Origin of the sequence: Affinundibacterium baiyunense (assembly GCF_018139645.1) — a bacterium.
Classification (GTDB): domain Bacteria; phylum Pseudomonadota; class Gammaproteobacteria; order Burkholderiales; family Burkholderiaceae_D; genus Undibacterium; species Undibacterium baiyunense.
In genome coordinates this window covers 41,916-54,266 of sequence record NZ_JAGSPM010000003.1, presented here as the reverse complement: position 1 = coordinate 54,266, position 12,351 = coordinate 41,916, and the positions used below count along the sequence as shown (strand labels likewise).

The 12,351-nt window shown below is 44.7% G+C and carries 14 protein-coding genes; 4 read left to right on the top strand and 10 right to left on the bottom strand.

Annotated features, from left to right (window positions below):
- The first annotated feature begins 134 nt into the window (after positions 1–134).
- Entirely contained in the window at positions 135–1,031 is an 897-nt protein-coding gene (gcvA, locus tag KDM92_RS05845; protein ID WP_212683471.1) for a transcriptional regulator GcvA, read from the top strand.
- A gap of 1 nt (position 1,032) precedes the next feature.
- On the opposite strand, the gene KDM92_RS05840 is transcribed toward gcvA, so the two are convergent.
- Positions 1,033–1,635 carry a dihydrofolate reductase family protein gene (locus tag KDM92_RS05840; RefSeq protein WP_212683470.1) on the bottom strand — a complete coding sequence of 201 codons (603 nt, stop codon included), beginning with the start codon at positions 1,633–1,635 and terminating at the stop codon, positions 1,033–1,035.
- Positions 1,636–1,934: 299 nt separating this feature from the next.
- On the opposite strand from KDM92_RS05840, the gene KDM92_RS05835 reads away from it, so the two are divergent.
- Positions 1,935–3,515: an AbgT family transporter gene (locus KDM92_RS05835; RefSeq protein WP_212683469.1), complete on the top strand. Its 1,581-nt coding sequence runs from the start codon at positions 1,935–1,937 to the stop codon at positions 3,513–3,515.
- A gap of 107 nt (positions 3,516–3,622) precedes the next feature.
- On the opposite strand, the gene KDM92_RS05830 is transcribed toward KDM92_RS05835, so the two are convergent.
- The 4 genes from KDM92_RS05830 to KDM92_RS05815 all read right to left on the bottom strand — a co-directional run bounded on the left by KDM92_RS05830 (position 3,623) and on the right by KDM92_RS05815 (position 7,245).
- Positions 3,623–4,375 (bottom strand): substrate-binding periplasmic protein, encoded by a 753-nt coding sequence (locus KDM92_RS05830; protein ID WP_212683468.1) that lies wholly within the window; start codon positions 4,373–4,375, stop codon positions 3,623–3,625.
- Between the two features lie 337 nt (positions 4,376–4,712).
- On the bottom strand, positions 4,713–5,303 hold the full coding sequence (locus KDM92_RS05825) for an HD domain-containing protein (protein ID WP_212683467.1): 591 nt from the start codon (positions 5,301–5,303) through the stop codon (positions 4,713–4,715).
- A gap of 99 nt (positions 5,304–5,402) precedes the next feature.
- The gene (locus tag KDM92_RS05820) at positions 5,403–6,215 is read right to left on the bottom strand and encodes a LytR/AlgR family response regulator transcription factor (protein WP_212683466.1); all 813 of its coding nucleotides are present in this window, start codon (positions 6,213–6,215) and stop codon (positions 5,403–5,405) included.
- A gap of 43 nt (positions 6,216–6,258) precedes the next feature.
- A complete protein-coding gene (locus KDM92_RS05815; protein ID WP_212683465.1) occupies positions 6,259–7,245 on the bottom strand; it encodes a sensor histidine kinase in 987 nt (328 codons plus the stop codon).
- A gap of 693 nt (positions 7,246–7,938) precedes the next feature.
- On the opposite strand from KDM92_RS05815, the gene KDM92_RS05810 reads away from it, so the two are divergent.
- Together KDM92_RS05810 and KDM92_RS05805 are read left to right on the top strand one after the other, a co-directional pair.
- Positions 7,939–8,406, top strand: coding sequence for a helix-turn-helix domain-containing protein (locus tag KDM92_RS05810; protein ID WP_212683464.1), 468 nt, complete (start codon positions 7,939–7,941; stop codon positions 8,404–8,406).
- The gene (locus tag KDM92_RS05805; RefSeq protein ID WP_212683463.1) at positions 8,403–9,302 is read left to right on the top strand and encodes an alpha/beta hydrolase family protein; all 900 of its coding nucleotides are present in this window, start codon (positions 8,403–8,405) and stop codon (positions 9,300–9,302) included. Before KDM92_RS05810 ends, KDM92_RS05805 begins: the two co-directional genes overlap by 4 nt.
- Positions 9,303–9,441: 139 nt before the next feature.
- Here the strand turns inward: KDM92_RS05805 and KDM92_RS05800 are convergent, their stop codons facing one another.
- From KDM92_RS05800 to KDM92_RS05780, 5 genes are all read right to left on the bottom strand, one after another.
- On the bottom strand, positions 9,442–10,302 hold the full coding sequence (locus KDM92_RS05800) for an alpha/beta hydrolase (protein WP_212683462.1): 861 nt from the start codon (positions 10,300–10,302) through the stop codon (positions 9,442–9,444).
- A 57-nt stretch (positions 10,303–10,359) separates the two neighbouring features.
- The gene (locus KDM92_RS05795) at positions 10,360–10,845 is read right to left on the bottom strand and encodes a DUF1579 domain-containing protein (protein ID WP_212683461.1); all 486 of its coding nucleotides are present in this window, start codon (positions 10,843–10,845) and stop codon (positions 10,360–10,362) included.
- Positions 10,846–11,056: 211 nt separating this feature from the next.
- A complete protein-coding gene (locus KDM92_RS05790) occupies positions 11,057–11,467 on the bottom strand; it encodes a VOC family protein (RefSeq protein WP_212683460.1) in 411 nt (136 codons plus the stop codon).
- A 76-nt stretch (positions 11,468–11,543) separates the two neighbouring features.
- Positions 11,544–11,891 carry a YciI family protein gene (locus tag KDM92_RS05785; RefSeq protein ID WP_212683459.1) on the bottom strand — a complete coding sequence of 116 codons (348 nt, stop codon included), beginning with the start codon at positions 11,889–11,891 and terminating at the stop codon, positions 11,544–11,546.
- Positions 11,892–11,920: 29 nt separating this feature from the next.
- A complete protein-coding gene (locus KDM92_RS05780; protein WP_212683458.1) occupies positions 11,921–12,331 on the bottom strand; it encodes a VOC family protein in 411 nt (136 codons plus the stop codon).
- Positions 12,332–12,351: the final 20 nt, after the last annotated feature.

Sequence of the window (12,351 nt, the reverse complement as noted above, 5' to 3'; positions counted from 1 at the left end):
GAATGTAAATATAAAGTAGAGATTGGCAAAGGTAAGCAAAGCAGCGAAGTTCAGAGCAACATGCTAACTGTGGTTCGTTAAAAAGGCGAACGATACTTATTGACATCTTCTGTTAGAAAATCTAACAATACGGGATGTTTCCTACTTCCCTAAATTCGCTTCTTACATTCGAGGCAGCTGCGCGCCATAAAAGTTATTCTTTGGCGGCGGCTGAGCTGCACATTACCCATAGCGCGATTAGCCAACAAATGCGTTTGCTGGAAAAGTCTTTGGGCGTTTCTTTGTTTGAGCGCAAAGGTCGGCAGATGCAGTTGACTGCCGAAGGTCTGCAGCTACACAAGCAAATTCAACCTGCATTGCGTCAAATCACACGTGCGTTAGCACAAGTCAAAACAGAAAAACGTATGCCGGCAATTCGAGTGGCAACTTTGCAGTCGTTTGCCACATTTTGGTTGTTACCGCGTTTGGGACAATTTCAAGCGACCCATCCTGATTTGGTGATTCATATTCAGGCAGCGATTGGTTTGGTGAATCTCGACAAAACACAAACCGATATCGCGATACGTTTCGGGCTAGGAAAATGGGAAGACTATGATGCCGAGAAATTGCTTGACGATCAGCTCTATCCCGTTTGTAGCCCCGATTTTAATGCGGGACGATTTCCAAGTAGTCCGAAACAATTACATCGCTTTCGGATTTTATGTGTAGAAAATGGTCGCGAATGGCTCAATTGGAGCCAGTATGCTGGTGTCGATATCGCTAGTTTTCAGCACGAGACGCATCATAGTGATAGTAATTTAATGTTGACTGCTGCCAAAGCAGGGCAGGGCATTGCAGTTGCTCGTCATAGTTTAGTTGCAGGCGAAATTGCAGCGGGAAATTTAGTGCGCTTATTCGACGTCATAGCTCCTTCTGATTACAGCTATTATTTAGTAACACCGAAAGACCTGCAAAAAAGTGCAGCGCTACTGGCATTTGAAACCTGGTTGAAAAGCGAGGCGAAAGCTTTTGCCAGCGATGAGCTTGTGTAATTTAGTCGGGATAACTTCCGGTCTGAACCTCTCCTGCACGCGCGTAGTTCGCAACAATCACGCCAGTTGAAGTCACTTGGCAGGCGTTTAGCTTAAATGCCGCTGGGATGGTGCCTTCGGTAAAAAGGCGTTTTCCACTACCTAAGGTAATCGGATAAATTTTCAGCCATAGCTCATCGACTAAATCGTGTTTCATTAAGGTTTGCATCAAATTGGCGCTTCCGTACAAATGGAGATTCGGGCCGATTTCTTGTTTGAGTCTTTGAATTTTTTCGACGATATCGCCATTCAAAAACACGCTAGGTTGCCAATCATGTTCAGTCAGCGTATTTGATGCCACGTATTTAGTGACCTTGTTGACTGCTGGCCAAAAGTCATTGTGCTCGGGCCAATACTGCGCCCAAATATCAAATGTCTTACGCCCAAGTAAGAGTTCGAACGGTTCGCGCATTTGTTCACGCATGACTTTACCTAATACAGGATCAGAGTGCGGTACTTGCCAGCCTCCATAGACAAAGCCGCCACTCGTATCTTCGGTAGGGCCTCCGCCAGCTTGGATCACCCCATCGAGGGTGATAAATTCTAGTGCAATTATTTTTCTCATGGGTTCTACCGAATTATTTTTGAAGTGCTTCTAAGTTGATGTGCGCACCGCTGCCAGAACCAGTGCTTGAAATCAAGCTTGAATTGATTCATGGACTAGCAAATTTAATTAATGCTTATTCGCCTTTCTTTGCACATTGAGTGAAATGCGCTGCAAAAAATCTTATCAGAGAAATCTGTTAAATTATTACCGCGAACCTGAAAATCGCAGCACATTGTGTATTGCATCTGCTACCGCAGAATATTCATGATTTATTTCAATTGATCAAATAATCAGAAGCTTTTTGATAAAGGAAAATTATGGCTGAAGTCAATGCAACTACTAGCGCACCAGCACCTCAGGGCTGGCTCAATCGTAGCTTGAATACGATCGAGCGCGTCGGTAACAAATTACCCGATCCGGCAATTTTATTCGCCTTGTTTATGTTGGCAGTTTGGATTATTTCTTGGGCGATGTCGGGGATTAGCTTCAATGAAATTGATCCGCGCAATGGTAAACCGATTCAAATTAACAATTTATTAGATGGCGCAGCGTTCACGACGTTCATGGCAAAGTTAGTCAATACCTTTGTCAGTTTTCCGCCGCTAGGTGTGGTTTTGGTCGCCATGCTGGGGCTAGGTGTAGCAGAGCATACGGGTTTTATTAACGCAGGTTTGCGTTCGATTTTAGCGGTTACCCCCAAGATGCTCTTGACGCCTGTATTAGTTGCCGTAGGTATTTTGAGCCACGTGGCGGTTGATGCCGGTTATGTTTTGGTGATTCCTTTAGGTGCAGTGATTTTCTATGCGGCTGGGCGACATCCCTTAGCTGGTATCGCGGCTGCTTTTGCGGGCGTATCGGGTGGGTTTTCTGCTTCTTTGTTTATTCCAAGTAGCTTAGATCCTTTGCTCGCAGGATTAACCCAGGCCTCTGCGCGTCTTTCTTCAAATCCGGCTGCGGCTGATTTAATTATTAATCCACTCAATAATTATTATTTCACTTCCGCATCAGCGATTTTGATTGTGTTTATCGGTTGGTTTTTGACAGATAAAGTGATTGAGCCGCGTTTAAAAAATACTGCGATTGATGGTGATCCAGCTAACCTGCCCAAGTTAGATCCATTGACACCAGCGGAGCGACGCGGTTTGCGTTTTGCGGTGCTAGCGATGTTGTTGAGTATTGGCTTGTTGTTTATTTCCGCGCTACCAGCGAGCTCGGCGTGGCGTGGAACTGATGCAAGCTTGACCCATTCTTCAGCACCTTTAATGCAGTCGATTGTGTCTTTGATTCTGGTTTTATTCTTGATCCCAGGCGTGGTGTACGGCTATGCTGCTGGAACTGTAAAGAATCACCGCGATGTGATTCAAGGCATGAGCAAAGCCATGAGTGGGATGGGTTACTACATCGTGATGGCATTTTTCTGCGCACAATTCATTTATGCATTTGGCCAATCTAATCTTGGCGCGCTGCTTGCAATCAAAGGTGCGGGAGCGTTAAAAGAACTTGCTCTACCGATGGGCGTTACGCTGGTTGGTATCGTTATTTTGACTAGCTTAGTCAATTTGTTAGTCGGCTCGGCTTCTGCTAAGTGGGCATTGATTGGTGCGGTGATGGTACCTATGCTAATGGAGTTGGGAGTATCACCAGACTTAACCCAAGCTGCTTATCGTGTCGGTGATTCATCGACCAACATCATCACACCCTTGATGCCGTATTTTCCGTTGATTGTGGTGTTCTGTCAGAAGTACGTAAAATCAACTGGCATTGGTACTTTGATTGCCCTGATGTTGCCATTCTCGGTAACTTTGTTGGCGTTGTGGACTGCGTTCTTAATGTGCTTTTGGATGCTTGGTATACCGTTAGGAATCGGTGCTAGCTATGAATTTCCAGCTATAAGCTAAGCTAGTTTCTTAAATCGAAAAATGTTAAAGAGCGATCAATCATTGATCGCTCTTTTATTATGCGCAAAAAGATTTGAGTTGTGCTGCTTGGAAAAGCATCGTGGTGACTAGTATTTGAGATCGATATTTTTATACGTGCCATCCGTCTTCATTTCACGCAATTTGGCGTTTAAGAGGGCGATGGTTTCTGCGCGCATCTTGGGATGACAGGCAAGGTAGTAATCTGAACTTTGATAATTGAATAGAAAAACGACTTTGTCTTCAAGCTTGTTTTCAGCGATGATTTTTTTACCGTGGGTATCGCCAGCGGTGGCGTAATCAATTCGTCCCAATGCAACGTTTTTAAAGGTGGTCGCTGATTCTATTGAGGTTACGATATTGAAGCCTCTTTGCGATAAATACGAAACAGATACATTGCCTTCTTCGGTACCGATGCTCGCGTGTTTAATCTCTTCTAGTCGAGTGATTTTACCGAGCTTGTCGGGGCTGCCAAAAACTGCCCAGTTTCCAGACGAAATTGGTCCTATCCAATTAAACCAAGATTCTCTTTCTGTGGTCCGTGCGGTTGAAAAAACACAGGTATTTGGGTTGCGACGCGCTAGCTTAAATGCGCGGCTCCAGCTCATGATATTCATCTGGTACGGCAACTGGCTACGCTTAAATAATTCATGAAGCTTATCTGCCGACTGCCCGTAGATATGGCTACCACCTTGGTCTACGATATTGAGCGGATATAGATATTCGGTGGTGAGATAAATCGTAGGTGAGTTAGTTTGTGCGCTGCTTGAGCTGCAAAACGCCAACAGAATCAAGGAACACATCCAAGAAAATTTACCGTTCAAGTGCTTTATTTTTATCATGTTAACGGCGCTAATTTCTAGTTTCTGATTGCTAATGGTTTGTGTCGGGATCGCTTTTTAGTAGTTCTTCTTTTGAGGAATTAATTTAATCGCTCAAGGAATTCGGCGCTCAGAGTAATTCAAGCGGTCATTTGGGTCAAATAATGTTCCTATCTTGGCAATTTGTTGGTTGTGGATTACATACGCATTGAAAGATGCATCATGCCAATATTATGCACATTGCTAGTTAGATTGATTTTCATTTTGATATGCGTGTGGATGGCTACGAGAAACCTAGCAATTGATCAGCTAGGTTTTCGAAAATTTTTAAAAAAGTAGGCTGTAATTTAAATGCTAACTAACTAACCAACCAACCTCGATCTTCAGCGATATCAATTTGCTCCAGCACGTAACGCCATAATTTTGGCGCAGCTGTCTCTAGGTATTGATTACGTTTTATTACTTGGTGTTTGAATACTTTATTCTGTACCCAACTGCCGCCTTCATTTTGCATATTTTGGATGAGTGGCAGTATGCGATCCATTGCTTTGGCAAATTGCGCATCAGCAGTTTCTGCTTGCTCGAATTCGTGCCATAGGGCGATCATGGTCTCTCGCTGCGGTGAGGGTAACAATCCAAAAATACGCTCGGCCGCTGCGGCTTCTTTTTCTGCTTGCTCGCCCAAGATCGTGTGATGATCAAACGCAAAAGTATCTCCTGCATCGATCTCTACAATATCGTGAATCAGCAACATTAAGCATACACGATGGATATCGACGGCCGCATTTGCATACGGCGCTAAGACATGCGCAGTTAGTGCAATATGCCAACTATGTTCTGCACTATTTTCATAGCGATTTTTATCCGCACGGATCAATGCTTTACGATAAACCGCTTTGAGTTTATCGAGTTCTAGAATGAAGTGAATTTGATGGTTTAGTTCTTGCATAAAATGGTGTCAGTAGAATTGAAGTCGAGAGCAAGTGTTGCTGGTGCCTAGCTTAGTTGATTTTTAATTTGTTCACCAATTTGCATATTAATGTGGAAGTTAATTGGATTCTCTGAATAGATAGCCAAAACTTCTGCTCACGGTTAAACGCTCAGCGCAATTTCTAAGAATTACTTCTAAGCGTTCACTATCGATGCGTTCTGCTGATTCGATTGCGTGAGCATTTACCACGGTGCCGCGATGAATTTGCCAAAAAATTTCTGGATCAAGCATCTCGATTAAGTCTTTGAGTGCGGTACGAATATAGGCTTCGCCATCTTTGGTTACGACGCGTGTGTATTTGGTATCTGATTGCAAGAATAAAATATCATTTAGATGAATTAAGCGAATTTGTTTGCCAACACTGGCTCTGAGCCATTTTGGTTTGGTCTTTTTTTCACTTGTTTGGTTCGCATTAGCAATGCTATTTAGTGCTTCTGCGTGTGACTTAGATACGCTATTTTCTGCTGTTTGTGATGCCGATTTGCTGGTATTTTGAATTCGTTCAATTAGTCGTTTGATGGTTTGTTCTAAGCGTTCCAGCGTGACTGGTTTGAGTAGATAATCGAGCGCCGCGTGTTCAAATGCTTGCAAGGCATGTTGATCATAAGCAGTGACAAAGACGATATGTGAGCGTGCACGAATCCTCTCTGCGACGGCGAGTCCGCTTAATCCCGGCATTTGAATATCGAGGAACACTACATCAGGTTCGTGCTCTAGCCATAAGTCCCAAGCATCATTGCCGTTCTCTGCGACCGCGACAATTTGTGCTTGTGGGTAGCACTGTTTCAATTGTGAGATAAGACGTTCGCGCATCATATCTTCGTCTTCGGCAATTAGCACTGTAAACGCGGGTTGGGTTAAATCGTTCATGGATGTCATAGTCGTTGAATAGTGTGAATTGATGTAGCTAATATCATGCAGGTAATACTAAGCGAGCAATTACGCCACGTGGTTCATTTTCTTCTAGTACTAGCTTTGCCTTTTCGCCATAGCTAAGTGTTAATCGATTGCGGATATGGTCAAGACCTAGGCCATGTCCGATTTCTTCACCAAAGCCAAGTCCGGTATCGATCACGGTAATATGAATTTGCTGATCGATTTGATGTGCGACGATGCTGATATGGCCACCATTAACAGCGGGTTCTATTCCATGTTTGATTGCGTTCTCGACTAAAGTGAGTAGCAAGGCCGACGGCAATCGGAATTGCTGTAGTTGCGGCTCGTAACGGATTTCATAACTCAAACGGCGCGGTAAGCGGGTTTGCATGATTTTGAGATAGGCATCGCAAGTTTTGCAATCATCCTCCAGGGAGATCGTATCTGACCTTAAACTCTCAAGTGTGGCGCGCAGAAATTGAATCAAATCTGCGGTCAACGCCGCGGCTTGCGGTGCGGTGGGTTCTGCTAAGTGTTGCACCAGACCTAAAGTGTTGAACAAGAAGTGCGGCTCAATTTGCGCTTTTAGTAATTTCAGTGTGCTGCTGATTTCTAATTGATTGGCGCGTTCACGCTCTGCATCATGACGAGCGATGGTCTGTGCGATTGCACGTTTCAATAAGAAGTTATGCGTTAAGAACCACATGACTGCGAGTAAGCTCAGCAATAATTGCTGCGACATGCGCCATGTTTCGAATTTCAAATCGTCCGCATTGCCAGCGGAGTTCCAGCCTGCAATAAAACCGCTAACAAAGTCTCCAAAACTTGAAATCACATAAACGCAAGCCAGTGCGAACATCAAGGCCAAGAATATGCGTAGCAGACTTCTCTTCAACATGCTCGCTGAATTGGAAGCCTTTGATGCGTTTGCTTGGTCATGCTCTGGTAAGTTAATACCGAACAATAAATAACCTAGATGAAATAAGCGCTCACGTTTGCTTTCTACTGGAATTTGGGCGTTCATAGATATTTACTCCTCGTTAAGGTTGAATGGCCGATCTGACTTTTTCGTAAAAATAAGGCGGATGGCGTAGACCGAAGTGTCCTTGACAATACCGAGCGAGAAAATCCAGATCTGACGAAAGAAGCTATCGAGGGCATGAGTGAAGTAAAGGTGGGTTAGAGCGCGCGTCGTGCGTTCTGTTTTTTTGATGGGGTAATAATAAAAATTAATGAAAAACTGAGGATTAACTCAGGATCAGCTTGGTATCAACTCAGTTGCTGGAGTGTTGGGTAGTTGAGTTTAACTGCCGTGTTGATTATCTTGGATAGTCATCATTTTGCCATATCGACAGCATTTCTGGCTGGAGGAAATCATCGGATTGCTCAGGCAAGCTGACTAGGTATTGAACTGACCACCGCCAAAAAATCACGAGAAATTATAGGGTTAATACGTATTTTTCTAAGTGTTCTTTCTGAAGGAGGACATGGAATGTGTGCGGAAAAAGGTTTTATTCTTCTAAACAATGTCATTTCTGAAAAAATAAAACTATGGAGATGATGCTACTTAAATTCGGCTTGCGTAAAAAAAGTATCGAGTACCGCACCTTTGTCAGCTTGTGGCGTGTTGATGGCGTCTCGTTGTCGCCTAGATTTGTTTCTAAATTGTTCTTCTTCTCCTAAACTAGGGCTTCGTTTGATTATGCAGGGAAGGACTATGTCGATAAAAAATCTACGGATTGAAAGAGGTTGGACCCAAGCACAGTTGGCTGATTTTAGTGGTGTTAGTCAACGTACCATTCAGCGAATTGAAAAGGGGCAGCCAGCAACAGCAGAGACGGCAAAATGCTTAGCAGCGGTGTTTGAGGTACCACTCAAGGAATTAGGGCTAACCGAAGTCTTAGACGAAACTCAATTGACCGAAGAAGAAAAGCAAGAGTTGGAGAATATTCGAAAAATTCGCCACTTTATTGTCGAATTAATTGCTTACTTGATTATTGTCCCTTTGATTTGCTTTGCCTCTTATGTTCATAACGGTGAAATTCGTAATGGCTTAGGTTTGGCTGTTGGTTGGGGCTTTTGGCTGGCCTACCAGGCAATCGACTTATTTGATACCAAGGCATTTTTTGGGGCAAGTTGGGAAAAGCGACAGTTAGATAAACGTATGGGAAGAGATAAAAAATGAAACAAGTAATCATCCAGCTTAAGTTGACCACTAAGTTAATCCTTATGTTGTTCTTTGTAAGCGCGCAAAATTTGATCATGGCGCAAGAACAGCAGGTCGTGTTTCCAGAACGACATGGACAAGTTAGCCAACAGTTGTTTACAGGCACGAACAAAAAGCAGCCCTTGATTGTTGGTCTAGGTGGATCTGAGGGCGGCAATCCTTGGGCGAGTCAATTTTGGAAGGCACAACGTGATCGTTTTTTAGAGCGAGGTTACGCTGTATTGGCTTTAGGATATTTTGGTACCAAAGAAAGCCCCGCTAAACTAGATCGTATTGCCATCGAGGGAATTCATGCCGCGATTATGCAAGCGGCTCAGGCACCAGACATCAACGCGGAGTGTATTATCGTTATGGGTGGTTCTCGTGGTGGCGAACTTGCTTTGCTCCTTGCAAGTCTATATAAAGAATATGATGCGGTGATCGGCATTGTCGCTGGTAGCTCGGTATTTCCAGCGTTGACGATGACTATGGATACACCTGGGTGGAGTCATCATGGCAAGCTGCTTCCGTTTGTGCCTGTGACTGAAGCGACCTATCCAGCTTTGATGCGTCGCGATCTGCGTGCGGCATTCTCTATCATGATGGAAGATCAGCTCGCAATGGATAAGGCGTCGATCGCAGTAGAAAACATCAACGGTCCGGTGATGCTCTTATCTGCTAAAAAAGATGAAATGTGGCCGTCGACAGAAATGTCTGACAAGATCGCACAGCGCCTCAAAGCCAAACACTTTGCCTATCCAGTGCAGCACATTGCCATTGATGGCAATCATAGTGCGTCACTTAAACATTTTGATCTTATCGAACAATTTTTAGAACGTGAATTGAAGCAGAGTAAATCCGAGTGTGCACTGTGACAGTGTTAAAGGAGGGTTCTGTTACGAGCGAATTGTCGTGCAAGATTGAAACTATTTTATAGTCTTATAGTTGGTAGTAAAAAGGGGGGGGGCTTTGAGTCACGCAGAAAGACCTCCCCAACATCGTTGCCAGCTCTAATCAAGGCAAACTGGTTTTCCAAGGATTTCCAGAAATCCAATTGATGATTTCTTGCCAAACGGCGTTTTCCTTACCCGCGAACCAGTGGTTGGAACCAGGTCCACATGGATGAACTTTGTCGGTGATTTCTATGCCACTTACTAAAATTTTAGGCATAGCTATGGGCGAGAAGTCGGATACAGGTGACACTGGACAAGCGTCTTTCGCGTTATGGACCAGCAGCATCGGCATTTTCAGCGCTGACAAATCTAACTTCGATAAGCCCGGGCCACTTGATGGCATATTGGGTCCGGGGAGGTAGGCTTGATATAAGCCGGAGAGAAGTACCAAGCCGCTGACTTGGTTACCTAAACTCTGTGCCAGATAAGCGGCAGAAATAGTACCTCGGCTATGCGCCACAATCACCAGGCGTGATTTTGGAAAACGACGTTGAATTTCCTTTACGGCTATTTGCATGTCAGCCACGTGATTAGATGACATGCGGATTTCCTGCGTTAAGTCTTCTTGGTCAGAGGGAGCGTTCATCACCATCACTGCCATCTTTTTTTGTAAGAGAACTTCCCGCTGTCCTAAAAATAGATGCGGTCTTTCGGCTTTTGCTTGTCCATCTTTTAGGCTCAGCCCTAAGTTTCCTGAACCACCGGGAATCAAGAGGATGACCGTTTCTGGATTGGAAGCATGAGGTTCCCAAAGTAGTAGAGATTGGGAGGCATTCGGTCGAGTCTTGAGTGTGATGAGTTCGTCTGCGAGAGCAAACGGAGCGAACAAAAACGAGATCACCGCGATGACTATTTGCAGTTGGCGTAAACACAGTGCCCTCGTAGATAAATACCAATTGAATTGAAGTTGTATTGTGTTCATTTGCGTAGCGTCACGGTGATGGAGGGTAAAAAAAGATCACAAAATTTTGCGTTCTGCCTATGACTTGCGATGATAATGCGCGCACATAAACTGATGCCAAGTACCATCCTCACTTTGCATGCGCGAGGTCAGTGTGCGGTGATCTGGCGTGATAAATTCGATGATGTCTTGATACTTTGCCATGGCACCGTTATCGGCGAAGCTCGGGCCTTCTGAGTCTAGTGTCAGAATTTTTGCAGATGCATCGAGCGTGCCTTTGTATGGCCACAAATGTGTCATCACCGATGCGATGAAGGTGCCGACAAAGTGCTGCGCTTGCGGATCATACCCAAGTGTCATCATCGAATTCCATGGTCCACCGTCTGGTGAGTCACTCGCTCCCTCGCCGATAGTCCACAATTTTCCCAATGATTTAACCACTTCACTTCCTGCCGTTTTCATAGGGGGCTGGTCTGGCCCCATGAGGCATTCTGATTCAAAAGTCCACTCACCGACGAGTTGCTGTAGCCAAAGATGTTCTGTTTGTGGTTCTGGGATTTGCATGATAAGACTCCTTCAATAGTGAATATACAGCGTGGATGTTTTAAACGATGCTAGCTTCCACATGCCCTACATCTACTGCAAAAGTAAGATTGGCGTTAGATGTTTGAGGATTGGACACATTTGCTGCACACCGAGTTCCACGTTTAGCAGTGATGTTTTCCTCAGGTTTTTCTAAAAAAGCGAAGGCTCGCAAGTGAGTTTGAGTTTGAAACTATTGCGGTGATGGAAATGCCGACATATCCATCCAAACCGCGCCCCAGATATGACCATCAGGGTCGGCGAAGTCACGTCCATACATAAAGCCATGATCTTGTACCGGATTGACATCCGCAATACCTCCCATGTGCATCGCGATTCGGTTCATTGCATCAACCTCGTCGCGTGATTCGCAAGAAATATTCAAAGCAACTTCGCTTGAAGTGCTTGGAGGAATTGGACGGGTGGTGAAGCTGCTCCATTTTTCATGCGTTAACAACATCACGCTGATGGTTTCACTCCAATCCATTAAGACGGCACTGTCGTCACCACATTGTGGATTAAATTTGAAGCCGAGCTCTGTATAGAACGCCTTAGACGCATCGAGATCTTTGACGGGTAGACTGATGGTAATGGTCTTAGCCATGATTTTCCTTTTCTACTTATGTTGCCTGGGCATGCAGGGTGGTTTATCTGTGTATGAATTGCCTGTGCTGCGTCCTTTATATTGTGGCCATACTTAATTCTAATTCACGCACTGGTCGCACTTCGATACTGCCGAACTTGGCTGGTGGGATTTTTGCCGCCCAGTTAATTGCTTCATTGAGGTCTTTGGCGTCAATCAAGTAAAAACCTGCCAACTGTTCTTTCGTTTCGGCGAATGGACCATCAGTCATCGACATTTGCCCATTGCGCACACGTACCGTAGTGGCTGTTTGTGTTGGGTGTAGTGGCTCGGCAGCGATCATGTGACCACTTTGTGCTAATTGACGGGCAAAAGCAAAACAAGTCGTGTCAGGACAGGCGTTCCAGTTCTCTTCGGACAGATAGACGAGACAGAGATATTTCATAGATGGGTTTCCTTGTTCAAATCGACTACTTAGGCATTGCCGACGGCAGCTGGGTCCATCCAAAAAATCTCCCAAACATTACCATCAGGATCTTGAACCGAACGACTAAACATAAAGCCGAGATCTTGTTGTGGATTGGGATCTGCTAGTCCACCTGCCGCAGCGGCACGTTCCAAAATGGCGTTGACTTCATCTCGACTATCGAACGTTAGTGCTAATAGACTAGCACTTGTGGCACGTGCGTCTGCAATTGGCCTACTGGTAAAAGAGCTGTATTTATCGTGGGTTAGCAACATAACGTGGATAGTCTCTGACAGCACCATGCACGCTGCTGTGTCGTCCGAAAACTGTGGATTTTGGCTGGCGCCGATTGCGGTATAAAAGCGAATGGAATTGGCAAGCTCAGTCACTGGCAAATTCACAAAAATCATTTTTGGCATAGTAAGTCCTTTTTTGAGTA

What these genes read in the sequence shown, in the direction of transcription:
- KDM92_RS05805 (WP_212683463.1), top strand. Translation starts at nt 8,403, where the DNA reads ATGAAACAAGTAATCATCCAGCTTAAGTTGACCACTAAGTTAATCCTT.
- KDM92_RS05795 (WP_212683461.1), bottom strand. Translation starts at nt 10,845, where the DNA reads ATGCAAATCCCAGAACCACAAACAGAACATCTTTGGCTACAGCAACTC.
- KDM92_RS05810 (WP_212683464.1), top strand. Translation starts at nt 7,939, where the DNA reads ATGTCGATAAAAAATCTACGGATTGAAAGAGGTTGGACCCAAGCACAG.
- gcvA (WP_212683471.1), top strand. Translation starts at nt 135, where the DNA reads ATGTTTCCTACTTCCCTAAATTCGCTTCTTACATTCGAGGCAGCTGCG.
- KDM92_RS05790 (WP_212683460.1), bottom strand. Translation starts at nt 11,467, where the DNA reads ATGGCTAAGACCATTACCATCAGTCTACCCGTCAAAGATCTCGATGCG.
- KDM92_RS05785 (WP_212683459.1), bottom strand. Translation starts at nt 11,891, where the DNA reads ATGAAATATCTCTGTCTCGTCTATCTGTCCGAAGAGAACTGGAACGCC.
- KDM92_RS05800 (WP_212683462.1), bottom strand. Translation starts at nt 10,302, where the DNA reads ATGAACACAATACAACTTCAATTCAATTGGTATTTATCTACGAGGGCA.
- KDM92_RS05840 (WP_212683470.1), bottom strand. Translation starts at nt 1,635, where the DNA reads ATGAGAAAAATAATTGCACTAGAATTTATCACCCTCGATGGGGTGATC.
- KDM92_RS05780 (WP_212683458.1), bottom strand. Translation starts at nt 12,331, where the DNA reads ATGCCAAAAATGATTTTTGTGAATTTGCCAGTGACTGAGCTTGCCAAT.
- KDM92_RS05835 (WP_212683469.1), top strand. Translation starts at nt 1,935, where the DNA reads ATGGCTGAAGTCAATGCAACTACTAGCGCACCAGCACCTCAGGGCTGG.
- KDM92_RS05825 (WP_212683467.1), bottom strand. Translation starts at nt 5,303, where the DNA reads ATGCAAGAACTAAACCATCAAATTCACTTCATTCTAGAACTCGATAAA.
- KDM92_RS05815 (WP_212683465.1), bottom strand. Translation starts at nt 7,245, where the DNA reads ATGAACGCCCAAATTCCAGTAGAAAGCAAACGTGAGCGCTTATTTCAT.
- KDM92_RS05830 (WP_212683468.1), bottom strand. Translation starts at nt 4,375, where the DNA reads ATGATAAAAATAAAGCACTTGAACGGTAAATTTTCTTGGATGTGTTCC.
- KDM92_RS05820 (WP_212683466.1), bottom strand. Translation starts at nt 6,215, where the DNA reads ATGAACGATTTAACCCAACCCGCGTTTACAGTGCTAATTGCCGAAGAC.